The 23,911-nt window shown below is 70.2% G+C and carries 19 protein-coding genes; 9 read left to right on the top strand and 10 right to left on the bottom strand.

Annotated elements, in window-relative coordinates:
• Positions 1-52: 52 nt before the first annotated feature.
• Positions 53-1,633, bottom strand: coding sequence for an HNH endonuclease signature motif containing protein (locus AAY78_RS19305; protein WP_052748793.1), 1,581 nt, complete (start codon positions 1,631-1,633; stop codon positions 53-55).
• A gap of 162 nt (positions 1,634-1,795) precedes the next feature.
• Positions 1,796-2,233 carry an Lrp/AsnC family transcriptional regulator gene (locus tag AAY78_RS13835; RefSeq protein ID WP_046748878.1) on the bottom strand — a complete coding sequence of 146 codons (438 nt, stop codon included), beginning with the start codon at positions 2,231-2,233 and terminating at the stop codon, positions 1,796-1,798.
• Positions 2,234-2,383: 150 nt separating this feature from the next.
• Between AAY78_RS13835 and AAY78_RS13830 the strand changes: the two genes are divergently transcribed.
• The 8 genes from AAY78_RS13830 (at position 2,384) to paaZ (ending at position 12,467) form a co-directional block, all read left to right on the top strand.
• On the top strand, positions 2,384-3,502 hold the full coding sequence (locus AAY78_RS13830) for a thiamine pyrophosphate-dependent enzyme (RefSeq protein WP_046748877.1): 1,119 nt from the start codon (positions 2,384-2,386) through the stop codon (positions 3,500-3,502).
• On the top strand, positions 3,499-4,527 hold the full coding sequence (locus AAY78_RS13825) for an alpha-ketoacid dehydrogenase subunit beta (protein ID WP_046748876.1): 1,029 nt from the start codon (positions 3,499-3,501) through the stop codon (positions 4,525-4,527). The genes AAY78_RS13830 and AAY78_RS13825 overlap by 4 nt, the downstream gene beginning before the upstream one ends.
• Complete coding sequence (locus AAY78_RS13820) at positions 4,524-5,969, top strand: dihydrolipoamide acetyltransferase family protein (RefSeq protein ID WP_046748875.1); 1,446 nt, start codon at positions 4,524-4,526, stop codon at positions 5,967-5,969. Before AAY78_RS13825 ends, AAY78_RS13820 begins: the two co-directional genes overlap by 4 nt.
• 136 nt (positions 5,970-6,105) lie before the next feature.
• On the top strand, positions 6,106-7,425 hold the full coding sequence (locus AAY78_RS13815; protein WP_046748874.1) for an MFS transporter: 1,320 nt from the start codon (positions 6,106-6,108) through the stop codon (positions 7,423-7,425).
• Between the two features lie 122 nt (positions 7,426-7,547).
• Entirely contained in the window at positions 7,548-8,738 is a 1,191-nt protein-coding gene (locus AAY78_RS13810) for an acetyl-CoA C-acyltransferase (protein ID WP_046748873.1), read from the top strand.
• Entirely contained in the window at positions 8,738-9,508 is a 771-nt protein-coding gene (locus tag AAY78_RS13805; protein ID WP_046748872.1) for an enoyl-CoA hydratase/isomerase family protein, read from the top strand. The genes AAY78_RS13810 and AAY78_RS13805 overlap by 1 nt, the downstream gene beginning before the upstream one ends.
• Positions 9,505-10,389 carry a 3-hydroxyacyl-CoA dehydrogenase family protein gene (locus AAY78_RS13800; RefSeq protein ID WP_046748871.1) on the top strand — a complete coding sequence of 295 codons (885 nt, stop codon included), beginning with the start codon at positions 9,505-9,507 and terminating at the stop codon, positions 10,387-10,389. The genes AAY78_RS13805 and AAY78_RS13800 overlap by 4 nt, the downstream gene beginning before the upstream one ends.
• Positions 10,386-12,467 carry a phenylacetic acid degradation bifunctional protein PaaZ gene (gene paaZ / locus AAY78_RS13795; protein ID WP_082108697.1) on the top strand — a complete coding sequence of 694 codons (2,082 nt, stop codon included), beginning with the start codon at positions 10,386-10,388 and terminating at the stop codon, positions 12,465-12,467. The genes AAY78_RS13800 and paaZ overlap by 4 nt, the downstream gene beginning before the upstream one ends.
• A gap of 21 nt (positions 12,468-12,488) precedes the next feature.
• Here paaZ and AAY78_RS13790 read toward each other — a convergent pair whose 3' ends face one another.
• The 7 genes from AAY78_RS13790 to dhaK form a co-directional block, all read right to left on the bottom strand.
• Positions 12,489-13,130 (bottom strand): TetR/AcrR family transcriptional regulator, encoded by a 642-nt coding sequence (locus AAY78_RS13790; RefSeq protein ID WP_046748870.1) that lies wholly within the window; start codon positions 13,128-13,130, stop codon positions 12,489-12,491.
• Between the two features lie 121 nt (positions 13,131-13,251).
• The gene (gene paaK / locus AAY78_RS13785; RefSeq protein ID WP_046749062.1) at positions 13,252-14,571 is read right to left on the bottom strand and encodes a phenylacetate--CoA ligase PaaK; all 1,320 of its coding nucleotides are present in this window, start codon (positions 14,569-14,571) and stop codon (positions 13,252-13,254) included.
• Between the two features lie 23 nt (positions 14,572-14,594).
• A complete protein-coding gene (gene paaI, locus AAY78_RS13780) occupies positions 14,595-15,023 on the bottom strand; it encodes a hydroxyphenylacetyl-CoA thioesterase PaaI (protein WP_046748869.1) in 429 nt (142 codons plus the stop codon).
• Between the two features lie 136 nt (positions 15,024-15,159).
• Positions 15,160-16,410 carry a sensor domain-containing protein gene (locus AAY78_RS13775; protein WP_046748868.1) on the bottom strand — a complete coding sequence of 417 codons (1,251 nt, stop codon included), beginning with the start codon at positions 16,408-16,410 and terminating at the stop codon, positions 15,160-15,162.
• A 191-nt stretch (positions 16,411-16,601) separates the two neighbouring features.
• Entirely contained in the window at positions 16,602-19,109 is a 2,508-nt protein-coding gene (gene ptsP / locus AAY78_RS13770) for a phosphoenolpyruvate--protein phosphotransferase (protein WP_082108696.1), read from the bottom strand.
• Positions 19,106-19,750 (bottom strand): dihydroxyacetone kinase subunit DhaL, encoded by a 645-nt coding sequence (gene dhaL, locus AAY78_RS13765; RefSeq protein ID WP_046748867.1) that lies wholly within the window; start codon positions 19,748-19,750, stop codon positions 19,106-19,108. The genes ptsP and dhaL overlap by 4 nt, the downstream gene beginning before the upstream one ends.
• Positions 19,750-20,742: a dihydroxyacetone kinase subunit DhaK gene (gene dhaK / locus AAY78_RS13760; protein ID WP_046748866.1), complete on the bottom strand. Its 993-nt coding sequence runs from the start codon at positions 20,740-20,742 to the stop codon at positions 19,750-19,752. Before dhaK ends, dhaL begins: the two co-directional genes overlap by 1 nt.
• An 88-nt stretch (positions 20,743-20,830) precedes the next feature.
• Here dhaK and AAY78_RS13755 point away from each other — a divergent pair, with 88 nt between their 5' ends.
• A complete protein-coding gene (locus tag AAY78_RS13755) occupies positions 20,831-21,670 on the top strand; it encodes an IclR family transcriptional regulator (protein WP_227751373.1) in 840 nt (279 codons plus the stop codon).
• A 37-nt stretch (positions 21,671-21,707) separates the two neighbouring features.
• Here AAY78_RS13755 and AAY78_RS13750 read toward each other — a convergent pair whose 3' ends face one another.
• Positions 21,708-23,861: a RecQ family ATP-dependent DNA helicase gene (locus AAY78_RS13750; protein WP_046748865.1), complete on the bottom strand. Its 2,154-nt coding sequence runs from the start codon at positions 23,859-23,861 to the stop codon at positions 21,708-21,710.
• Positions 23,862-23,911 lie beyond the last annotated feature (50 nt).

Below are 23,911 nucleotides of genomic sequence, written 5' to 3'. Positions count from 1 at the left end.
TCTCCTTCGAGCGTGGCGCTGACCGATGGCGGAGTGGCCGCCGGCCTTCCTCTCATTCTCGGATGCCCCTTCCCGCCGCACTTGTCGCGGAGCGCGCCGAAGATGTCCTCGCGCGAACGATGCGCCCGCTGGCAGGTGCGCGGCGAGCAGGCCTCCCGCGATCGGTTCGAGTCCCCGTCGCCGGTCGCGGCGTGCGCCATCGCCGCGCCGGGTCCCACCAGGCCGGCCCTCGCACCTGCGGCGCTCCCCCTCGCATGCGGATCTGCCAACCTGAGGTGTCCAACGTGCGGTGATGGTGCCAGCAGAGCGCCACCCCGTTGTCGGTGTGGGTGGGACCCCCACGGGCGTACTCCGTGACGTGGTGGATCTCGCACCAGGCGGCCGGGACGTGGCACCCGGGAATGAGGCATTCGCGGTCCCGCACGCAGATCGCGCGGCGCTGCGCCGGGGTGAAGATCCGGTCGCTCGACCCGAGCCCGACGATCCTTCCTCCGGCCCCGTAGACGACCCGCTGGATCGAACCGCCGCACGCCGTGTGCGCGGCGACGCGGGTCGAGACAGGCGTGTCGACCCCGTCGACCCGCGCCCAGCCCCGCCCCGTGGCGTAATCCTCGGCACCGACCGTGACCACGAGAGTCGGGGCAGCACCGCCCAGCCGCGGCATCTCGTCGTGTCGGGCCGCGATGCCCAGGGCCGCCGCGAGTGCATCGTGCTGCTTCTGTGCCCGCGTGCGCGCGTCGATCATCCCGCCACGGTCCCCGGACGGAAGCACATCGTCATCCGGCGACACCGGAGCATGCGGACTCCCGGCAACGAATTCCTCGAGCTCCGCGGACGGTACGAAGTGGACACCGGGAAGCGGCGGACCGTCGACCCTCGGGTTCAGATACGCGTCCCAGATCCGCTGCAGCTGCCCCGCGACCTCCGGCAACAGCGCGCCGCGGACCGGGATGACGCCGTCCTTGGCGCGCCCCAACACCACACCCCGCGCTCGCAACGCGATGTCCTCAGCCGGCTCCGCCCCGTCCGGGTCCAGGTACTGCACGATCAGCTGAGCTTGCACCCGCAGATCCTCGGGCGGCGGTGCCGGACCGGGCTCGTTCTCGGCACCGTCGTCGCTCTCCGCGCCACGAGCGACTCCCGCCAGATACGCGTCCGCCTCCCACCGGTCGGCGACGCGCACGCGCGGACCGGCCTGCTCGATCGGCCCGGTCGCAGCCAGCAACCCGGTCACGCCGATCGCCCCGTCGAGGAGGGCCTCGCGCAGCGCTGGCCACCGCGCCGGCAGCCACTCTCCGGAGGAGAGGTCGACATCGCGTCGCACCAACCGCGCGCCCTTCACAAGGCGCGCGGCACCCGCCGTGTCGGTGCGGAGCACACGCTGCAGCAGCTCGTTCATCGAGCGGCAGCCGAACAGTCCGCAGAACGCCGGCTCCCCCGACTCGGCAGGACGCTGATCGACGCTCGCCACGGCCTCGACGACCACGGCCTCCGCGCGTCGCTGGATCTCGCCCGCGACCCGCAGCAGGTTCATCATCTCCTGTGGGTCGAGAGCGCCCACCGCGCCCGATCGCAGAACGGCGTCGAGAGCGACGACCGTGTCGTCGAGAACCGCTGCCGGAGTGCCTTCCATACGTCGATTCAACAGAAGGCCACCGACATTCACAGGCCGGATAACCCCCGTTCAGAGCAATATTCCAGTACGCCTGACTTACTCCTCCTACACCCGTAGAGAGCCCAATCAACACTTCACAACACGAACCCACCTCCCCCGTCGTATCCGACAGGAGAACCCTCACACCAGGTCGGAGTCCTCGAAGATCAGGATCGTCCGTGTGGAGCGGATCGACGGGATCGCCTGGATGTCCTCCAGCACGATGCGACGGAGGTCGCGGGCGTCGTTGGCCCGCACGAGCAGCAGCACGTCGAAGTCGCCCCCGACCAGAGCCATGTGCTCGATCTCGGGGATCACCCTGAGCCGCGCGCTCAACTCCTGCCACGTGGCCTGCTCGATCGCGAGCGTCACATAGGCGCTCGCGTGGTGTCCGAGCAGTACGGGGTCGGTGCGCACCGTGTACCCCGTGATCACCCCGGCGTCGGTGAGTCGCTTGATCCGCGCGTGCGCTCCGGCGCGGGAGATGTGCACCGACTCGGCGATCGCGGTCATCGACGCGCGAGCATCCCGCCGCAGCTCAGCGATGATCGCGCGATCCGTGTCGTCGAGCGCCGCCATGGCACCCCTCTCTCCTCCGGGAAATACTGACACTTCGGAGGCCATTCTGACACGGCGAGCGCAATCGTCCATGATTGCGCAGCAGTTCTTGGATGACTGTCGCATGCGCGGCATGCTGTCCTCATCGAGTTCGGCAAGGAAGGCGGACGGATGCACCCCCATGACATGCTCCCGCGAGACACCGCGGTACGACTGATCGACGAGGACGGGACCACCCTCCCCGACGAGGCATACGCGCTCCCCGCCGCCGACGTCCTGCTCGCCGCTTACCGCGGGCTCGTCGAAGGCAGACGCATCAACGACCAGGCGGGCGCGCTCGTCCGCCAGGGCCGCCTCGCGGTCTACCCCTCGTCACATGGTCAGGAGGCATGCCAGGTGGCAGCGGCGATGGTGCTCGGTGACACCGACTGGCTCTTCCCCACGTACCGCGACTCGGTCGCGGTGATCGCCCGCGGCATCGCTCCCGCTGAGGCGATGGTGCTCCTCAAGGGCGACTGGCACTCGGGCTACGACGTGCGCGCGCACCGCGTCGCCCCGCAGGCCACCCCGCTCGCGACCCAGCTCCTGCACGCGGTCGGCTTCGCGCAGGCGGCGAGGCACCGCGGTGAGGACACCGTCGTGCTCGCGCTCTGCGGCGACGGTGCCACGAGCGAGGGCGACTTCCACGAGGCGATGAACTTCGCCGCCGTGTTCCATGTCCCGGTCGTGTTCTTCGTGCAGAACAACGAGTTCGCCATCTCGGTGCCCCTCTCCCGGCAGACCGCTGCCCCCTCCCTGGCACACAAGGCGGTCGGCTACGGCATGCCGGGGCAGCGCGTCGACGGCAACGACGTGGCCGCGGTCCTCGCGGTACTCACGGAAGCCGTCGACCGCGCCCGCGCCGGCGGCGGCCCCTCCCTGGTCGAGGCGCACACCTATCGCATGCAGGCGCACACCAACGCCGACGACGACACCCGCTACCGCGAGCGCGAGGAAGTGCAGGCCTGGCTCGCCCGCGACCCGCTCCTGCGCCTGCGCGCGCATCTCACTGCGACAGGGGCGCTCGATGCCGCCGCCGAGGAGCGCTTCGCCTCGGGTGCCGAGGAGATCGCGGCGGCGATGAGGGCAGCGCTGAACACCGACACAGACCTCGATCCCGAAGACCTGTTCCGCTTCGTGACCGCGACCCGCTCCCCTCAGCTCGACGAGCAGTGGCACCTACTGCGCGACGAGATCGAACGCTCGCGTCTCGTCGACGCCGAGCACGCCACGACCGGAGGCCACCGATGACGATCGCACAGGACGACACGCGCATCGAGAGCGGAGCCACCACGACGACCACGATGACCATGGCCGCCGCCTTGAACAGGGCGCTGGCCGACGCCACCGAGTCGGATCCGGATGTGGTGGTCTTCGGCGAAGACGTGGGAGCCCTCGGTGGCGTCTTCCGCATCACGGATGGACTCACCGCACGTTTCGGTGAGGACCGCTGCTTCGACACCCCGCTCGCGGAGTCCGGGATCGTCGGCACCGCGGTGGGGATGGCGATGAACGGGCTGCACCCCGTGATCGAGATGCAGTTCGACGCCTTCGCCCTCCCCGCGTTCGAACAGGTCGTGAGCCATGTCGCCAAGCTCGGCAACCGCACGCGCGGTGGCATGCGCATGCCCCTGGTGATCCGCATCCCGTTCGGGGGCGGCATCGGGGGCGTCGAGCACCACTGCGACTCGTCCGAGGCCTACTACGCCCATACCCCCGGCCTCACGGTCGTCAGCCCGGCCACTCCGCAGGACGCGTACTCCCTGCTGCGTGCGGCCATCGCCTCGCCCGACCCGGTGATCTTCCTCGAGCCCAAGAAGCTGTACTGGAGCAAGGGCGAGGTCGACACCTCGGTCACCGCGGAGCTCGGTTCGGCGCGTATCGCCCGCGACGGCACGGATGTGACGCTCCTCGCGTACGGCTCGTCCGTGCCGCTCGCGCTGGAGGTCGCCGAGGTGGCCGCTGCAGAGGGGCGGAGTGTGCAGGTCGTCGACGTCCGCTCCCTCTCGCCGTTCGACGACGCCACCGTGACGGCCGCCGTGAAGTCGACAGGCCGTGCCGTGGTCATCGCGGAGGCGCCGGGCTACGTGAGCGTCGCCTCCGAGATCCAGGCACGCGTGTTCGAGCGCTGCTTCGAATACCTGGCGGCGCCCGTGCGACGGGTGACCGGATTCGACACGCCCTACGCACCTCCGAAGCTCGAGCACTGGTACCTGCCGGACGTCGACCGCGTGCTCGATGCGATCGACACCCTGCACTGGGAGGACGAATCATGAGCACTCCGGTGAAGCCGCAGACGGGCACGCGGGTGTTCCGACTGCCCGACCTCGGCGAGGGGCTGACCGAGGCCGGACTCGTGCAGTGGCTCGTCGCGGTCGGCGACACCATCGTGACGGACCAGCCGATCGCCGAGGTCGAGACCGCGAAGAGCATCGTGGAGCTGCCGTCGCCGTTCGCCGGAGTCATCACGGCTCTGCACGGCACCGCCGGGGACACGATCGACGTCGGCGCCCCCGTGCTCGAGGTGGCGGACTCCCCGTCTTCCGCGGCGGCTCCCGAATCACCGGCGACTCCCGCTCCACCGGCCCAGCCCGAGCACGAGGCGTACCGCGAGGAGGAACGCGCGGGCTCAGGGAACGTCCTCATCGGCTACGGCACCACCGCTCGTGCGACCAAGGGACGGCGGCGCCCCCCGGTCGCATCGACGACGATTCACCCCGCATCGACGACGATCCACTCCGCATCGGGGACGCTTGCGGGCACTTCGCCCGCTGGATCGTCCGAGCGGCGCCCCGTCGCCGTCCGCTCCCCGCTCGTGCGTCGTCTCGCGCGAGACCTCGGTCTCGACGTCCACTCGATCACAGCGACCGGCGCCGATGGTGCCATCACCCGCGCCGACGTGCTGCGTGCCGCGGTGGACGGCGCGGTCGACGCAGTGGCCGACGGCGCCTCCGCACACGACAGCGGCCGGACGACGCCAGGAACAGGCGTGGGCCCCGAAGCAGGCGAGACGGTCGACGGTCTTGAGGTGCGCGCGCGCGAGCGGATGTCGCCGCTGCGCAGGGCTGTCAGCGCGAAGCTCTCCCGCAGCCGGTCCGAGATCCCCGAGGCCACGGTCTGGGTGGATGTCGACGCCACCGAGCTGTGGGATCTGCGTGCGCGGATGGCTCCGGAGGGAGGCAAGGCGCCGTCGGTGACCGCACTGCTCGCCCGCTTCGTCCTGCTCGCCCTCGAGGAGTACCCCGTGCTGGCCTCGCGCCTCAGCGAGAACGGGGACGAGATCCTCTCCTTCGACGGAGTGAACCTCGGCATCGCCGCCGACACCGAACGAGGGCTCCTGGTCCCCGTCGTCCCCCGCGCCCATGCCCTCTCCGTGACCCAGCTCGACTCGGCGCTGCGCGAACTCACCACCACGGCCCGCTCCGGCGCGATGCCACCGGAGCGGCTGCGGGGATCGACCTTCACGCTCAACAATTACGGAGGCCTGGGCGTTGACGGCTCAGCCGCGATCATCAACCACCCCGACGTGGCCATCCTCGGGATCGGCCGGATCATCGAGCGCCCGTGGGTCGTGGACGGAGCGATCGTCGCCCGCCGCATCGTGCAGATCTCGCTGGTGTTCGACCATCGGGTATGCGACGGAGGCTACGCCGCGGGCTTCCTGCGCCGGGTGACCGAACTCATCGAGCATCCGTTGCGGGCATTCGGGAGGATCTGACGAGAGGTCCGTCGATCTCGATCCCGAGGGCCACCATGCGCTACGCTCGGCAATTACTGACCGATCATTCGGTTAGGAAAGTCCCGAGCACCGCACAGTGCTCTCTCCCCCGGAATCGCAGAACAATGGAGTTCTCATGACGTCAGCAGTCTCCGACCGCACCCCATCCACACGGATGCCCGCCGAAGAACGGCGCGTACTCGCCGGCACCCTCGTGGGCACGTCGATCGAGTGGTACGACTTCTTCATCTACGCGCAAGCAGCGGGGTTGGTGCTCGCGCCCCTCTTCCTGGCTCCGATCGCACAGGAGAACCCCGGCTTCGCCCAGGTGCTCTCGTTCGCGACAATCGGCATCTCCTTCCTCTTCCGCCCGCTCGGCGCGATCGTCGCGGGCCACCTCGGCGACAAGCTCGGTCGCAAGAAGATGCTCGTGCTCACCCTCGTCATGATGGGCCTGTCCACGTCGTTGATAGGCCTCCTTCCGACGTATGCCGCGATCGGCGTGGCCGCGCCCATCCTGCTGATCCTGCTCCGCATCGTGCAGGGATTCTCCGCGGGTGGCGAATGGGGCGGAGCCGCCCTGATGGCCGTCGAGCACGCGCCGAACAGCCGCAGAGGACTCTTCGGGGCGTTCCCGCAGATCGGCGTCCCCGTCGGCATGATCCTTGCCACTTCCACCCTGTGGGTGCTCACCAGTTCGATGTCGCCGGAGGCCTTCCTCGAGTGGGGCTGGCGCATCCCCTTCCTGCTCTCGATCGTGCTCATCGCAGTCGGCTACGTGATCCGACGCGCGGTCGATGAGAGCCCGGTGTTCGAGGACCTGCGGCGCCGCCGCAAGGAGGCATCCGCTCCCCTGCGCCGGCTCTTCCGTCAGAACACCAAGCAGGTCGTCCTCACCGCGATCATCTTCATCGCGAACAACGCGGCGGGGTACCTGCTCATCGCGTTCTTCGCGACCTACGCCGTCACCACCCTCGGCATGGACCGACCCCCGGTGCTGCTGGCGACCACCCTCGCCTCGTTCGGGTGGCTCATCTTCACCCTGTGGGGCGGACACCTCTCCGACCGGCTCGGCCGCATCCGCACGTTCCAGATCGGCTACGTGGCGCTCGCACTCTGGGCGGTGCCGATGTGGTTCCTCATCGACACCGCGAACATCCTCTGGTACTTCGTGGCACTGTTCGTGATGACGTTCGCGCTCGGACTCTCTTACGGCCCGCAGGCAGCCCTGTACGCGGAGATGTTCCCCGCGAACGTGCGCTATTCGGGCGTCTCCATCGGCTACGCCCTCGGTGCGATCCTCGGCGGAGCGTTCGCGCCGATGATCGCGGAGGCGCTGATGAACCAATTCCACGCGGCCTGGACGATCGGCGTGTACATCGCGGTGGCATCCGTGATCTCACTGATCGGCGTCTCGCTCGTCAAGGAGACGAAGGGCGTGGACCTGCTCAGCTGAAGCCGCCCCGATCGCGGCGCCGGCCACACCTGTGACATAATTACCGGACGATCGGTCAGTAATTCGGGCCGATCGTCCGGACAACGGGCAACCCGTCGAGACAACGCAGTCAGGAGTTCCGCATGACCGAGGCCTACCTCGTCGGAGGCGTACGCACCCCGGTCGGTCGCTACGGCGGAGCCCTAGCCTCCGTCCGTCCCGACGACCTCGCAGCGATCGTCGTCCGCGAGGCCGCGCGACGCGCAGGCGTCGACCCCCTCCAGGCGGAGATCGACGAGGTCATCCTCGGCGCCGCGAACCAGGCGGGCGAGGACAACCGCAATGTCGCCAGGATGGCGGTCCTGCTCGCCGGCCTTCCCGACAGCGTCCCCGGCATCACGGTCAATCGACTGTGTGCCTCCGGCATGTCCGCCGTCACGATCGCCGCTCAGGCGATCCGAGCCGGCGACGCCGACCTCATCATCGCCGGCGGCGTCGAATCGATGACCCGCGCACCCTGGGTGCAGGCCAAGCCCGAGAAGGCATGGGCGAAGCCCGGCGCCGCGTTCGACACCTCGATCGGCTGGCGATTCCCGAACCCGCGGCTCCTGGCCCGCGAGAAGGCGACGTACACGATGCCGGAGACCGCGGAGGAGGTCGCGCGCGTCGACGGCATCGGACGCGAAGAGGCGGACGCGTTCGCCCTGCGCTCGCAGCAACGGGCCGCCGCGGCGATCGCAGACGGACGGTTCGAGGCGGAGATCGTCGGAGTCCCCGTCGGCTCGGGTGAGGTGCTCATGGACGAGGGCCCTCGACCGGAGACGACGCTCGAAGGCCTCGCCCGACTGCGGCCCGTCGTCGCGGGCGGTCAGGTCGTCACCGCCGGAAACTCCAGCGCGCTCAACGACGGGGCCTCCGCGATCATGGTCGCGAGCGCGGAGGCGGTCGAGCGGCACGGGCTGACACCGCGGGCGCGGATCGTCGTCGGCACCAGCGCAGGACTCGCGCCCGAGATCATGGGCCTCGGACCGGTGCCCGCCACGGAGAAGGCGCTGCAGCGCGCCCGGCTCTCCATCGACGACATCGGCTCCGTCGAGCTCAACGAAGCGTTCGCCACCCAGTCCATCGCCTGCCTCCGACGCCTCGGGCTGGACGAATCCCGCGTGAACGCCGACGGCGGAGCGATCGCGCTCGGTCACCCGCTCGGCTCGTCCGGCTCCCGCCTTCTGGTCACGCTCCTCGGACGCATGGAGCGCGAGGGCTCCCGCTACGGACTCGCCACCATGTGCGTCGGCGTCGGCCAGGGCGCTGCCCTGATCGTGGAGAAGGTGTGATGCCGCGGTCTCCCCTCGGCGATACGCAGGCGCACGACGAACCCCTCCTCGTCGAAAGGCGTCACGACCGCGTGGTCGCCACCCTCAATCGGCCGCACAAGCGCAACGCGATCGACCAGGCCACGATCGACGCGCTGCACGCGCTGTGCGCCGAGCTGGAGACCGTGCCGCTCCCGCTGATCCTCACCGGCGCCGGCGGGGTCTTCGCGGCGGGTGCCGACATCGCCGAACTGCGCGAACGGCGTGCCGCCGACGCGCTGCGCGGGATCAACGCTCACGCGTTCGTCCGACTCGCCGAACTGCCGATGCCCGTCATCGCGGCGATCGACGGCTACGCGCTCGGCGGTGGAGCCGAGCTCGCCTACGCGGCGGACATCCGCATCGGGACGCCGACGCTCGCGATCGGCAACCCGGAGACCGGGCTGGGCATCCTCGCAGCGGCCGGCGCGAGCTGGCGTCTCAAGGAGATCGTCGGCGACGCCAGGGCGATCGAGCTGCTGCTCACGGGTCGCACGGTGAAGGCAGAGGAGGCGCTGCGCATCGGGCTGGTCTCGGCGATCCACGAGACGACGGACCTGCTGCCGACCGCCCACGCCATCGTCGACCGCATCGCCCGCAACGACCCCACAGCGACCATCGCGACCAAGCGGGTGTTCCGGGCACCCCGCGACCACCACCCCGCCGCCGATCTGGAAGCCCAGGCCGAGCTCTTCGAGAGCCCGGAGAAGTTCCGACGGATGACCGACTTCCTCGAACGGAGAGACCGATGACCGAGAGCACGTTCATCGCGCCCGAACAGGTGGGGGTGCTCGGCGGCGGACGTATGGGCGCGGGCATCGCGCACGCCTTCCTGCTCGCCGGCTCCCGGGTCGGCATCGTCGAACGCGACGCCGACGCGGCGGAGGCGGCCACGGCACGCGTGCTCGAGTCCATCGACGCCTCGGTCGCACGCGGCACGGCCCTCGACTCCCCCGAGGCCTATCGGGAGCGCCTGACCACGGGCACGGATGCCGCCCTGTTCGCGCAGTGCACGTTCGTCGTCGAAGCCGTTCCGGAGGACCTCGCCCTCAAGGTCGACGCGCTCCGTCGGGCCGAGGCGCAGATCGCACCGGACGCCGCCATCGCCTCGAACACCTCGTCCATCTCGATCGATGAGCTGGCCGCGGTGCTCGATCGCCCCTCGCGGCTGCTGGGCATGCACTTCTTCAACCCGGTGCCCGCCTCCACCCTCGTCGAGATCGTCCATGGTGCGAGCACCGCTCCTGCGCTCGTCGATGCCGCCCGCGGCTGGGTGGCCGCCATCGGCAAGACACCGATCGTCGTGGCCGATGCTCCCGGATTCGCGTCGTCCCGCCTCGGCGTCGCGATCGGGCTCGAGGCGATCCGCATGCTGGAGGAAGGTGTGGCCTCCGCCGAGGACATCGACGCCGCGATGACGCTCGGATACAAGCACCCCGTCGGTCCGCTGCGGCTCACCGACATCGTGGGCCTCGACGTGCGCCTGGGCATCGCCGAGTACCTCTCCGCACAGCTGGGTGAGCGCTTCGAACCTCCGGCCCTGCTGCGACGCCTGGTCGCCGAAGGCCACCTCGGCCGCAAGAGCGGACGCGGCTTCTACGAATGGGACGCCTCAGGAAGGGAACAGAAATGATCGAGATCCTCCCCAGCTACGTCGAGGGAGCGTGGTGGACGCCGTCGTCCGACGCCGAGGCCACGGATGTCCGTGACGCCTCAACGGGAGAGGTCGTCGCCCGCGTCTCGACCGACGGGCTCGATCTGGGGCCCGTGCTCGACCACGCCCGCACCGTGGGACAGGCGTCGCTGGGAGAGCTCACATTCCATCAGCGCGCCGTGGTGCTCAAGCAGCTCGCCCTCGCCCTCACCGAGCGCAAGGCCGAGCTGTACGAGCTGTCCAGCCGCACCGGTGCCACAGCGCAGGACTCCTGGGTCGACATCGACGGCGGGATCGGCGTGCTGTTCGCGTACTCCAGCAAGGGCCGGCGCGAGCTGCCCAACGCGAAAGTGTACGTCGACGGGGGTGTCGAGAACCTCTCCAAGGACGGCTCGTTCCTCGGCCGCCACATCTACACGCGACTCCGCGGCGTCGCCGTGCAGATCAACGCCTTCAACTTCCCGGTCTGGGGGTCTCTCGAGAAGTTCGCACCCGCGTTCCTCGCCGGCGTCCCCACCGTCGTGAAGCCGGCCACCCCCACCGGATACCTCGCCGAGGCCATGGTGCGCGTGATGGTGGAATCGGGGCTCCTCCCCGACGGGTCGCTGCAGCTGGTCTCCGGCAGCGCGCCGGGTCTCTTCGACGAACTGCGGCTGGGCGATCTGGTCGCCTTCACCGGCTCCGCGTCGACCGCCGAGAGCCTGCGTGCCCACGATGCCGTGCAGACGGGAGGGGTGCGCTTCACGAGCGAGACCGATTCGATCAACGCGTCGGTCCTCGGAACGGATGCCGTCTCGGGCACGCCGGAGTTCGATGCGTACGTCAAGCAGCTGGTCGCCGAGATGACCACGAAGGCCGGGCAGAAGTGCACCGCGATCCGCCGGGCGATCGTGCCGGCGGAAGCTGTCGACGACGTGATCGCCGCGGTCCGCGAGCGGCTGTCGTCGCGCGTGATCCTCGGCGACCCGCGCGCCGAAGGGGTGACCATGGGCCCGCTCGCCTCCACCGCGCAGCGTGAGGAGGTACTGCGTCAGGTCGACCGCCTGCAGGCCGGCGGCGGCGAGCTGGTGATCGGCACGACCGAAGCGCCGATCGTCCGCCATGCCGACGGCACCGAAGGAGCAGCCCCCGACGGCGCCTTCGTGGCGCCGATGCTGCTGCGCTTCCCCGATCCCACGAGCCCCGCCGTGAACGAGATCGAGGCGTTCGGACCGGTGTCGAGCATCGTCGGCTATCGCACCCTCGACGAGGCGAGCAGCCTCGTGGCTCGCGGCGGCGGCTCGCTCGTGACGAGCGTGGCGACGCACGACCCCGAGGTGGCCGTCGCCCTCGCCACCGGCATGGCCGCCTACAACGGGCGCGTCCTCTTCCTCGACCGGGACGACGCCCGCACCTCGACGGGGCACGGCTCTCCACTCCCGAACCTCGTGCACGGTGGCCCGGGCCGCGCGGGCGGAGGTGAGGAGCTCGGCGGCATCCGGGCGGTGCTGCACCACATGCAGCGCACCGCGGTGCAGGGTTCCCCGGAGATGATGACCGCCCTCACGGGAGTCTGGCACCAGGGCGCGAGCTCGCGCCCGTACGAGCGGGGCGACGGCGTGCACCCGTTCCGAAAGTCGCTGGCCGAACTGCACGTCGGCGATCAGGTGGCCAGCGGCTCGCGCACGGTGACCCTCGACGACATCGAGACGTTCGCGGCGTTCACCGGCGACACGTTCTACGCGCACATGGACGAGGACGCTGCCTCCGCGAACCCGTTCTTCCCCGGACGCGTGGCGCACGGATACCTGCTGGTGTCGTGGGCTGCGGGACTGTTCGTCGACCCGGCTCCCGGCCCCGTGCTGGCGAACTCCGGGCTGGAGAATCTGCGATTCGTCACGCCCGTCTCCCCCGGCGACGACATCAGGGTCGAGCTGACCGCGAAGCAGATCACCCCAAGGGAGACCGACGAGTACGGGGAGGTGCGGTGGGATGCGGTGCTGAAGAACCAGCACGATGACATCGTGGCCACGTACGACGTGCTCACCCTGGTGGCGAAGGAGCGGGCGGCGGCGTGACGCTGAGCGCCGGAGCCCCGGTCAGACGACCGCGGCTCCCGCGCCATCGTCCGTGCGCAAGCCGTCCAGGGCGATGGCCACCACGTCGTCTGCGAGACGGTCGGCGCCCTCGCGCCCGCCGGGCCGATACCACTCGACGATCGAGTTGATCATCCCGAACACCAGACGCGCCACCACACTCGCGTCGATGTCGGCCCGCAGCTCCCCCTCGCGCTGCGCCTCAGACACGAGAGCGGTGATCCGACGGTCGAACGCCCGGCGACGGATGAGAGCCCTGCGCTCCACCTCGGTGTTGCCCCGCACCCGCAGCAGCAGCGTCACGGTCGGCAGCTGCTCCACGAGCACCCGGACGGCGCCGCGCAGCACCTGCTCGAGCCGGTCGACCGCGCTCGATGCCCCCTGAGCGGCAGCCGAGTCGGGAATCGGGCCGTCCACCACGGCTTCCAAGCCGCTCAGCGCCGCGTCCAGAGCGAGGTCGAGGATCTCGTCCTTCGAGCCGAAGTGATGGTAGATCGCCGACTTCGACAGACCGAGGCGCTCGGCGAGCATCCCGATCGACGTGGCGTCGTACCCGTACTCGTTGAACGCGGCGACGGCGACGGCGAGGATCCCCTGCTGGTCGTACCCCGGTCGGCCTCGTCGCGTGCTCTGCATCTCGGACATCACCCCACAGTCTCGCACTCGAAGCGGCGGGCGGGCGGGAGCACCGACCGCGAGGCGGGCGGGAGCACCGACCGCGAGGCGGGCGCGACGGCTCTCCGTGTCAATCCCCGCATCGCCCGCATCAGCGCAGGTCGTACACCCGCCTGTACTTCCCCTCGCTCCGGGGCAGCGCTCCCGGCTCCTCGAGTTGGACGGCCACCGTCGATCCGACGAAGATCTTGATCCGCTGCGCCAGCACCTCCGCGGCGCTGCGGCAGGTCTCGACGGACAGGTCGGGGTGCCGCTCGATGCGGACCTTCAGCGTGTCCATGCGCCCCGCCTTCGACAGCTCGAGGATGAAGTGCGGGGTCAGCTGCTCGATCCCCAGCACCAGCTCCTCGATCTGCGTGGGGAACAGGTTCACGCCCCGCAGGATGATCATGTCGTCGTTGCGGCCGGTGATCTTCTCCATCCGCCGCATCCCGGGCCGGGCCGTCCCCGGAAGCAGGCGGGTGAGGTCGCGGGTGCGATAGCGGATGACCGGGAACGCCTCCTTGGTCAGAGAGGTGAACACGAGTTCCCCGAGTTCGCCGTCCGGCAGCACGGCGCCGCTCTCTCCGTCGATGATCTCCGGCAGGAAGTGGTCCTCCCACACATGCGGACCATCCTTGGTCTCGAGACACTCGTTGCCCACACCGGGCCCCATCACCTCGCTGAGACCGTAGATGTCGAGCGCGTCGATGCCGAGGCGCTGCTCGAGCTCGTGACGCATCTCGTTCGACCAGGGCTCCGCTCCCAGAACCGCGACCTTCAACGAGGTGGAGCGCGGGTCGACTCCCTGCGCGGCCATCGCATCGGCGATCGTCAGCAGATAGCTGGGCGTGCACAGGATCGCGTCGGGCTCGAAGTCGAGTATCAGCTGCACCTGGCGTGCGGTCTGGCCGCCGGACATCGGGATGACCGTCGCGCCGAGCGCTTCGATGCCCGCGTGTGCGCCGAGCCCGCCGGTGAAGAGTCCGTAGCCGTAGGCATTATGCACCTTCATGCCGGGGCGGATGCCGCTGGCTCGCAGCGAACGCGCGACCAGCGCGCCCCACCGCTGGAGATCGCCTCTGGTGTAGCCGACGACCGTCGGGCGGCCGGTGGTGCCGCTGGAGGCGTGGATGCGGGCGACGTCGGACATCGGCACAGCGAACATCCCGAACGGATAGGTCTCGCGCAGATCCGCCTTGGTCGTGAAGGGAAGCAGCCGCACGTCGTCGAGCGTGCGGATGTCGTCCGGGTGCACGCCGGCCTCGTCGAACTTGCGCGTGTAGAGAGGCACGTTCGCGTAGGCGTGGCGCACGGTCTGCTGGAGTCGACCGAGCTGGAGCGCGGCGATCTCGTCGCGCGTCATCCGCTCTTCCGCGTCGAGCTCGGCGGATGCGGGCGGGTGGACGTGGGAGGGTGTTGCGGTCGTCATCGACACGAGGTTCTCCGGAGCATTCAGAAGGTCTGGCTGGTGATGCGGGAGCGCCCGCGAAACTCGGCGACGGGGTGGCCCCGTTCGTCGACCACGGTCACGTCGTAGATGCCGGAGCGTCCGCTGAGCGACCGTCGGACGGCGGTGGCGGTGAGGGTCTGTCCCGATACGGTCGGCTTCAGGAAGGAGATGTCCGCACCGGCGGCCACGGTGACCCTGTCGTCTTCGTTGCACGCGATCGCGAAGGCGGTGTCCGCCAGGGCGAAGACGAAGCCGCCGTGGGTGATGTGGAAGCCGTTGGTCATGTCGTCCCGCACGCGCATCGAGACGACCGCGTGGCCGGGGTCATCGCGTTCGACCACGAGGCCCAGCGAAGCCGAGGCGCGGTCGCGCTCCATCATCGCGCGGTTCGGGCGCACGTCGTCCGTCGTCTGCGCCGTCGCTTCCGTCATCGTCGACCTCCTCGTCGAGCGGGTTCGGGCGCTGCACCTGCGGTACCCGATCCGCTCATACTAACCGACCGATCGTTCAGCTAGTCAAGCAGGTCAGCCTCGTCTGCTCCGGGATCCCGGCCTGTGGACGAACCCCTCAGCTGAAGTCGGGAAGCCGGCGCAGTGTCGCATCCTCCGTCAGGATGCCGGTGATCACGGCACTCGGGTCGCCGGCGTCGCGATCGACGCGGAACCGGATCGCCGCCCCCTCGCGCGTCGTCCACTGATAGAAGTACTCGCCGGAGGAGACGATGCGGATCGCCGTGCCCCCGGGGAACGCATCCTCGGCCTCGCCGACGGTGTCCCCGATCCGCACCTCGCCTGCCGTCGGCAACACGGCAGGATCCTCCTGGGGCTCGTTCCCGACGTTCGCGGAACCGATGGATGCGGCATCGACGACGGAGTCGCCCGCGTCGGTCCACAACAGCACAGAGGCCGAACCGTCCGGACTGACGATCCGCGTCTGCCCTCCGTCCCACTCCGGCCTGATCACCGTCGCTCCCGGGACGGCCGCGATGGCCTCGTCGAGGTCGGAGCCGAGGACGATCGGCCCGATCCCGGTAGCGCTCACCTGCCAGCTGCTCCACGCCGCAGCAGGGTCGACAGCAGGCGGCGTCGCTGCGGGCGCCGGCGGGTTCGCGGTCAACTCCTCGATCAGCTGCGACCGAGCGTCGGACGCCTGGTCGCTCAGGAACGCGGCGGCCCGCTCAGCGTCGAAGGCGGCGTCGCCGGTGAACGGCTGCCAGAAGTTCACGAGGACGTTGCCGACCGACGCGTACCCCTGGTAGAGCCGGTGTCCGCCGCCGAGTCCGTCGTCGAGCACCAACGCTCCGGTGACGGCGCGGATCCCATCCCCGGAGTCGAGCGTGGTCGAGTCGAACGTCGACGCGCCGCTGCCGTAGGTGAAGTCCGCACACTGCTTCGCCACCTCGACGTACCGGTCCATCAGCCCCTGCGCCGTCGCCTCGTCCGCGAACTGGAGCACATGCATCCAGCCGTCCCGCCCATCGGGGAGGGAGCTGGTCCACGTGACCGAACGCGCGCCGATCGACGCCTGGGAAGGCTCGTAGAGGAAGAGGTTGCAGATCGCCGGCGAGATCTCGGGGCCGCCTCCGTCGGAGATCTGGATCAGCGACGGTGACGGCGACCCCACGTCGCCGACGTCGGGGAGGAGACCGGCGATCTCGTCGGCGCTCGGCAGGAACCAGTCGAGCTGGTCTCCGACGAACACCGTCGGACCGTCGTACGGCGCCGGAGCAGGGCTCTCGGTTGCCGGAGTCGGCTTCGGTGTGGCTTGCGGTGCGGGCACGCACCCCGACAGGGCGATGATCGCCCCCGCCGTGAGCATTCCCAGGACAGTTCGTGACGACCACCGTGTGGACATGGACCCTCCGATTGCTCGCGACGCCACGATCGACGCCCCCTCGCTGATGAGCCTAGGGCCGGATCCATCGCCCTCACGGTTCTGGACCATGTCGATATCAGAATGGAACGAAACGCATGCCGAGGTGCGCATACGACGTGGCAGGACCGTCTCGTTCACCCCTCGACGAGAGTCGAGGAGACGGCTGCGCGCGCGGCATCCGCAGAGCTCGCACCGACTGCTGCCTCCGCGGCTCGTCGGCAGTCATCGACGGACAACTCCTGCAGGCGCGCGGCCACGCGACCGAGCGATCGCGGCGCCATGGACAGCGACGTCACCCCGAGGCCGATCAGGACCGGAGCGAGCGCGGGGTCGCCGCCTGCTTCGCCGCAGACGCCCACCGACTTTCCGGCAGCCCGACCTGCGGCACCGACGGCGGCGATGAGTCGCAGCACTGCGGGCTGCCACGGATCGTTGAGGTCGCCCAGATCGCTGAGCAGCCGATCCGCCGCCATCGTGTACTGGGCGAGGTCGTTGGTGCCGAGGCTCACGAAGTCGACGACCTCGAACAGCTCCGCGGCGAGCAGTGCGGCGGACGGGGTCTCGATCATGATGCCGACCCTGTCGAGCCCCGCGGACCGACAGCGTTCGGCGAAGTCCCTGGCCTCGTCGACCGTCGCGACCATCGGAGCCATCACCTCGACCTCCGCCGCTTCCGCCGCGGCCGCTCGTGCGAGGGCGACCAGCTGATCATCGAGCAGCTGCGGGCGGCGTCGGGCGAGCCGCAGCCCGCGTACGCCGAGCGCGGGGTTGTCCTCGCTGTCGGAGTTGGCGAAGGGAAGGGGCTTGTCGCTCCCCGCGTCGAGGGTGCGCACGACGACCTTGCGCCCAGGGAAGGCGGACAGCACGCCGCGATAGGCGGTCACCTGTTCGTCGAAGCTCGGCGCCTCGGCGCGGTCGAGGAAGCAGAACTCCGTGCGGAAGAGTCCAACGCCCTCCGCATGCGCCGCGGCCGCCACCGTCGCGTCCGCCGCTCCTCCGACGTTGGCGAGCAGCGGTACGCGCTGCCCGTCGGAGAGCGCTCCGACGCCGTCGAAGTCGACAGCGGTCGCCGAGGCGCGCGCTTCGGCGACGCGGGATTCCGCCGGGGCGACCTCCACCGTGCCGCGGTCGCCGTCCACGAGGACCATCGTCCCCACCGGGATCGCCCGGGCGTCGACGACACCGACGACAGCCGGCAGCCCCAGGGAGCGCGCGATGATCGCCGTGTGCGAGGTCGGTCCGCCCTGAACCGTGACGAGGGCGACGCATCGGCCCCCGGCGAGCAGAGCGGTGTCAGCGGGAGCGAGGTCGGCGGCCACCAGCACGAAGGGATCGTCGCGCTCGGGGACACCCGGCATGTCGACTTCGAGGATCTCGGCGATGATCCGGTCGCGTACATCGCGGATGTCGGCGATGCGCTCGGCCATCCGACCCCCCAGCGCGGCGAGGGCCTTCTCGTGGACGACGGCGGTCTCCCAGACCGCACGGGCGGCGGTGCGCCCCTTGGAGAGGACCAGAGCCGTCGCCTCGGACACCAGCTCGGGGTCGGAGGCCAGCAGGCGCGAGGCATCGAGGATGGCCTTGGTCTCTCCCGTCGCCTGCGCCGTGCGTGAGCGGAGCTGATCGGCGACCGCGACGGCGGCCCACTCGATCGCTGACACCTCGGAATCGCGGTCGGCGGGGGGCACCAGCACGTCCGGATCGGGTTCGGGAAGCGGCGGTGCGAGATGCACGACGGGGGCGGCGGCCCGGCCGGAGCTCACCCCGCGCCCGCGGAGCACGGCGCCCGGCGCGACGGTTCGCGTCGGCTCCTCCTGCTCACGCGAGTTCGGTTCATCCGCGCGCGTCGGCAGACCGGGTGCGGGTGCGATCGCGGTCGAAGTCGCGTCGCCATCGGGTCCGGTCTCCTCGGTCCCCTCCCCGAAGCCGTCATCGAACAGAGCGACCAGGCGATCCAGCGCCTCCTCTCCCGCATCGCCCCGTGCGGTCAGCTCGATCTCGTCCCCCTGCCGCGCACCGAGCACGAGCAGCCGCGTCAGGCTCGCCGCCGACGCGTCGGGGCCGTCGGGGAGCCGGCGCACGCGCACATCCGCGCCGGACGACGCCTTCGCGATCAGTGCCGCGGGACGCGCATGGATCCCCTGCGGGTTGCGGACCCGCACTCGTCGCACCTGCGCGTCATCGTCCTTCGGAGCATCGGAGGTCTCCGCCTCGTGCGCCTCCTCGACACCGAGGGCGCCGGTCTTCGCCGTCAGGGCCGTCGAGGCCTCAGCCGCCACGGTGTCGAGCGATCCGCCCGCCGCAGCGGACACGACAGCGGCGAGAAGCCCCTCCACGAAGGGTGCGGGAGCGAGCCGGACGGGCACGTCGCTCGAACGCAGCTCCACCGCGAGTTCCGCGCTGAGCACGGCTGAGCCCAGATCCATGAGCACGAGGACGCCGTCGCACTCCGTGGCGAGCTCATCGATGGCGGCGGACACCGCGACAGCGTCCGTACCGAGGATCGGTACGCCCTCGGCGTCGACTCCGGCGCCGGCGGCGACCCGCACCCGCACCTCGCCGTCGTGGACCATCTGCAGGGCGAGCTCCAGCGCCGCCTCCCCGAGCCGTGCACTGTGGGAGACGGCGACGATGCCGATCATCTGGCGCTGTCCTCGATCGTCTCGGCGAGCGTCTCGAAGAGGATCGCCGTCGAGGCCGCTCCGGGGTCGAGGTGTCCGGCGCTGCGCTCGCCCAGGTAGCTCGCCCTGCCCTTCCGGGCGACGAGAGGGAGGGTGGCGTCCCGACCTGCCGCCGCGGCATCCGCAGCGGCTCTGGCGGCGTCGGAGACGGAGGTGCCCGCGGCGAGCGCGGCATCCATCGCGTCGACCGCCGGCGCCATCGCGTCGAACATCGTCTTGTCCCCCGCCTCGGCCTTGCCGCGCGCGACGATACCGTCGAGTCCTGCCCGCAGTGCGGCCGCGAGAGCGTCGCCGTCGAGATCGGACACGGCACCCGCGGCCATGCCCATGCGGAGGAAGAACGTGCCGTACAGAGGCCCGCTGGCACCGCCGACCGAGCTCACCAGCGTCATGCCGACCGTCTTCAGGAGCTCGTCCACCGTTGCCGGCGCGCCGGCGGACAGCTTCTCGCCGACAGCGCCCATGCCCCGAGCCATGTTGGCCCCGTGATCGGCGTCGCCGATGGCCGAGTCGAGTTCGGTGAGCCAGTCGCGCTTCTCCGTCACGGCGGCGCCGAAGCGTGCGATCCAGTCGGCGAGGAGCGTGGTGTCGACCGCGGCCATCAGACGCCCCATCGCAGACCGGGGGTGTTCACCGGGGCATCCCACAGCCGCAGCAGCTCATCGTCGGCTTTGAGCAGGGTCACCGAGCACCCGGCCATGTCGAGCGAGGTGATGTAGTTGCCGACGAGGTTCCTGGCGACCTGCACTCCGGCCTTCTCCAGCAGCGCGGCGACCTCGCCGTACATGAGGTACAGCTCGATCAGCGGGGTCGCACCCATGCCGTTGAGCATCACGATCGCAGGACCGGTGCCGTCGATGTCGGCCAGGATCGGCTCGACGAGCTGCCGGGCGACCTCGGAGGCCGGGGCGAGGGGTTCGCGATGCCGACCCGGCTCCCCGTGGATCCCTATGCCGATCTCCATCTGATCGTCCGGAAGGTCGAAGGTGGGCTTGCCCGCTGCGGGCACCGTGCAGCTGGTGAGGGCCATTCCCATCGAGCGGCCCTGTCCGTTCACCTTCTTCGCCAGCTCGACCACGGCCGGGAGGTCGCGCCCCTCCTCCGCTGCCGCACCGAGGATCTTCTCGAGCAGCACGGTGAGGCCCACCCCGCGGCGTCCTGCGGTGTACAGGGAGTCCTGCACCGCGACGTCGTCGTCCACCGTGATGCTGCCCACCTCGATGCCGTCCATGGCGGCGAGCTCGGCGGCCATCTCGAAGTTCAGCACGTCACCGGTGTAGTTCTTCACGATGTGGAGCACACCCGCTCCGCGATCGACGGCCTTGGTCGCGACCTGCACGCGGTCGGGGGTGGGTGAGGTGAAGATCTCTCCGGCGACAGCGGCGTCCAGCATCCCGGTGCCGACGAAACCGCCGTGCAACGGCTCATGGCCGGAGCCTCCGCCGGAGACGATCGCGACCTTGCCCTGCGCCTTGGGCGTGGCGCGCGTGATGACATGGTTCTCCAGGTCGACGGAGAGCTCGGGGTGAGCGAGCGCGACGCCTCTCAGCGACTCGACGAGAACGTCTTCCGGGGCGTTGATGAGCTTCTTCATCGTTCGATCTCCTTTGATCTTTCGCGGACTCTTTCGCAGAAATCCGAAAGCAATTCGTTAATGTCGAATATGCTCGGAGCCTGCCGGGTTGTCAAGATCAATCGTGAAGCCCGGCTCCATCGACACCGGCTCGACGACGCACCGGAAGGAGGCCCTCCCCGTGATCCAGGCGATCGACCGCGCGGCGAAGATCCTCGAACTGCTCCAGGGAGCACGCCACCTCGGCATCACCGACCTCTCTGCAGCCCTCGGCCTGCCGCCGTCGACCGTGCACGGGATCGTGAAGTCGCTGCGCGCGCATGGGCTCGTCGCGAAAGAGCGGGGTGGCCAGCGCTACATGCTCGGCCCCACCCTGCTGCGCCTGAGCAACGTCTACCTCGACACCCTCGACGTGCGCGCCAGAGCCATGCGGTGGACGCAGGAGCTCGCACGCCGCACCGACCTGTCCGTACGGCTGGGCGCTCCGCACTTCACCGATGTGCTCGTCATCCACCACAATCTGCGCCCCGATGACAGCCAGCAGATGCTCGAGACCGGTGTCGCCATCCCCGCCCACGCCTCGGCGATGGGCAAAGTGCTCCTCGCCTACGACCTCGGGTTCCAGCAGAGCGTCTTCGAACAGCCGCTGCGCAGCCTCACCGGCGACACCGTCACCGACGTGGCGCGCCTGACGCTGGAGTTGCCGTCGATCGCCGAACGCGGCATGGCCGGGGAGTTCGACGAGGCCGTCCTCGGCGAGTCCTCGATCGCCGCCCCCGTCGCTGACGCGTCGAACGACATCGTCGCCGCGGTCGCCGTCGTGTTGCCCACCTCGCAAGCGCCGGCGTCGGATGCGATCCTCAACGCACTGCGGGAGACGGCACGCAACATCTCACGCGAACTCGGCGCCACCGCCTGGCCCCCGCGCATCGCGCCCGCCGACGACTGACACCTGTCCCACGCAGCGCCACCCCGACGGTCGGCTGTCAGCCGCGCAGCGCCAGCGCGAAGGGCAGCACGCCCGTCGCCCCGGCACGACGGAGCTCACGCGCCGCGACGGTCATCGTCCACCGGCTGTCGACGAGGTCGTCGACGAGCAGCACCGGTCCGGTCGGCACATCCAGATGCCGAGCGCTGAAGCGCTCCCAGAGTCCCGCCAGGCGGAAGACGCTGTTCCCACCCGGCCCGCCGGAAGGCCCCCCTCCCACGAGTTCGAGCGCCCCGAGATACGGCAGGCGCCCGACATCGGCGAGTCCGCGCGCGAGCGAGTCGACCAGCAGCGGGTGCGAGCGCGAGGGCATCGCGACCACCGCCACGGGGCGCTCCTCCCACCCCCAACCTGCGAGCACGCGGACGCACGCCTGCAGCAGCTGCGGTGTCACCGCGGCATCGGGCGCCCCGGCCGCGAACAGCTCGCGCAGCGCCCCGCCCCAGCCCAGATCGGTGAGACGCGCGAGTGCACGCCCCTCACTCGCCTGCTCCTCTGCCGGGATGCGCCCCTTGACCGGCACGTCCAGCCGGTCCGCACCGGTCGGCCAGGCACGACGAGGCTCGATCGGCACTCCGACGCGGTCGAGCGATTCCACGGCCTGCGAGCTCGCGGAGGCACCGATCTCCCGCGGGAACCACTCCCCCGCGCAGTTGTCGCACCTCCCGCACGGAGCGGCCGTGTCGTCGTCGAGCGCGCGCTGCAGGAACTCCATGCGGCACCCGTCGGTCTGCTCGTACTCGATCATGTGCTGCTGCTCGGCCACACGCTCGGCGGCGATGCGCTCATACCGCTCGGCGTCGTAGCTCCAGGGTGCACCGGTCGCGACCCACCCTCCCTGCACGCGCCGGACCGCCCCGTCGACGTCGAGCACCTTCAACAGCAACTCGAGCGGCGTGCGGCGGATGTCGACCATCGCCTCGAGCGCCGGCGTCGAGATCGGAACGTCGCCGAGGGCCCCGATCACCCGCTCGGCTCGTTCACGATCGGGCATCGAAGCTGTCGCGAAGTAGTGCCAGATGTCACGGTCCTCGACGCCGGGGAGCAGCAGCACGTCCGCGCTCTCGCTGGCACGTCCGGCACGACCCACCTGCTGGTAGTAGGCCACGGGGGAAGACGGCGCGCCCAGGTGCAGCACGAAACCCAGATCGGGCTTGTCGAACCCCATGCCCAGCGCGCTCGTGGCGACGAGAGCCTTGACCTCGTTGCGCTTGAGCATCCCCTCGGACTCGGCGCGCTCGTCGGGGTCGGTCTGCCCGGTGTAGGCACGCACGTCGTGGCCGTGCTCACGCAGCAGGCGTGCGGTGTCGACGGCGGCCGCGACCGTCAACGTGTAGATGATGCCGGAACCGGGAAGGTCGTCGAGGTGGCTCAGCAGCCAGGCGAGGCGACTCGCCGAATCGCGCAGGCGCAGCACTCCCAGTCGCAGCGACGTCCGGGCGAGCGGCCCGCGGATCGTGAGCACCGGAACCGCATCGGCGTCGGCGGCCGTCCCGTCGTCCGCTCGGAGGCTGCCGAGCTGCTCGGCCACGTCGGCCACGACACGGCTGTTGGCGGTCGCCGTGGTCGCGAGCACCGGCACGTCAGGCGGCATCTGGGCGATCAGGTCCCGCAGGCGGCGGTAGTCGGGACGGAAGTCGTGCCCCCAGTCGCTGATGCAGTGCGCCTCATCGACCACCAGCATCCCGATGCGCCGGACGAGCGCCGGCAACTGCTGCTCACGGAAGGCGGGGTTGTTGAGCCTCTCGGGAGAGACCAGCAGCACATCGACCTCATCGCGATCGAGCTGCGCGAGCACATCCGACCACTCGTGCGCATTGGTGGAGTTGATCGCCACAGCCCGCACCCCCGCACGTTCGGCGGCGGCGATCTGGTCGCGCATGAGGGCGAGCAGCGGAGACACCAGCACGGTCGGGCCAGCCCCCTGCCGACGCAGCAGGAGCGTGGCGACGAAGTAGACAGCGGACTTGCCCCACCCGGTGCGCTGCACCACGAGCGCGCGGCGGCGTCCTTCGACGAGCGCCTCGATCGCGTCGTACTGTCCGTCGTGGAAATCGGCATCCGGGCGTCCGACGAGTTCGCGCAGCGCGGCACGGGCGGACTCGCGGAGGTCGGCGGCCTCGGGGGATGCTGCAGCGGCGTCGGCGGTCATCCCCCCACTCTGCCCCACACCTCCGACACCTCCGACACCTCCCACACCTC

Source organism: Microbacterium sp. Ag1, assembly GCF_001005635.1.
GTDB classification, from domain to species: Bacteria; Actinomycetota; Actinomycetes; order Actinomycetales; family Microbacteriaceae; genus Microbacterium; species Microbacterium oxydans.
Note: the sequence above shows the minus strand (reverse complement) of the source record. Positions and strands in the feature narration are given on the sequence as shown.

Coding starts and splice junctions, on each gene's coding strand:
- AAY78_RS19305 (WP_052748793.1), bottom strand. CDS start 1,633: ATGGAAGGCACTCCGGCAGCGGTTCTCGACGACACGGTCGTCGCTCTC.
- AAY78_RS13835 (WP_046748878.1), bottom strand. CDS start 2,233: ATGGCGGCGCTCGACGACACGGATCGCGCGATCATCGCTGAGCTGCGG.
- AAY78_RS13830 (WP_046748877.1), top strand. CDS start 2,384: ATGCACCCCCATGACATGCTCCCGCGAGACACCGCGGTACGACTGATC.
- AAY78_RS13825 (WP_046748876.1), top strand. CDS start 3,499: ATGACGATCGCACAGGACGACACGCGCATCGAGAGCGGAGCCACCACG.
- AAY78_RS13820 (WP_046748875.1), top strand. CDS start 4,524: ATGAGCACTCCGGTGAAGCCGCAGACGGGCACGCGGGTGTTCCGACTG.
- AAY78_RS13815 (WP_046748874.1), top strand. CDS start 6,106: ATGACGTCAGCAGTCTCCGACCGCACCCCATCCACACGGATGCCCGCC.
- AAY78_RS13810 (WP_046748873.1), top strand. CDS start 7,548: ATGACCGAGGCCTACCTCGTCGGAGGCGTACGCACCCCGGTCGGTCGC.
- AAY78_RS13805 (WP_046748872.1), top strand. CDS start 8,738: ATGCCGCGGTCTCCCCTCGGCGATACGCAGGCGCACGACGAACCCCTC.
- AAY78_RS13800 (WP_046748871.1), top strand. CDS start 9,505: ATGACCGAGAGCACGTTCATCGCGCCCGAACAGGTGGGGGTGCTCGGC.
- paaZ (WP_082108697.1), top strand. CDS start 10,386: ATGATCGAGATCCTCCCCAGCTACGTCGAGGGAGCGTGGTGGACGCCG.
- AAY78_RS13790 (WP_046748870.1), bottom strand. CDS start 13,130: ATGTCCGAGATGCAGAGCACGCGACGAGGCCGACCGGGGTACGACCAG.
- paaK (WP_046749062.1), bottom strand. CDS start 14,571: ATGACGACCGCAACACCCTCCCACGTCCACCCGCCCGCATCCGCCGAG.
- paaI (WP_046748869.1), bottom strand. CDS start 15,023: ATGACGGAAGCGACGGCGCAGACGACGGACGACGTGCGCCCGAACCGC.
- AAY78_RS13775 (WP_046748868.1), bottom strand. CDS start 16,410: ATGCTCACGGCGGGGGCGATCATCGCCCTGTCGGGGTGCGTGCCCGCA.
- ptsP (WP_082108696.1), bottom strand. CDS start 19,109: ATGATCGGCATCGTCGCCGTCTCCCACAGTGCACGGCTCGGGGAGGCG.
- dhaL (WP_046748867.1), bottom strand. CDS start 19,750: ATGGCCGCGGTCGACACCACGCTCCTCGCCGACTGGATCGCACGCTTC.
- dhaK (WP_046748866.1), bottom strand. CDS start 20,742: ATGAAGAAGCTCATCAACGCCCCGGAAGACGTTCTCGTCGAGTCGCTG.
- AAY78_RS13750 (WP_046748865.1), bottom strand. CDS start 23,861: ATGACCGCCGACGCCGCTGCAGCATCCCCCGAGGCCGCCGACCTCCGC.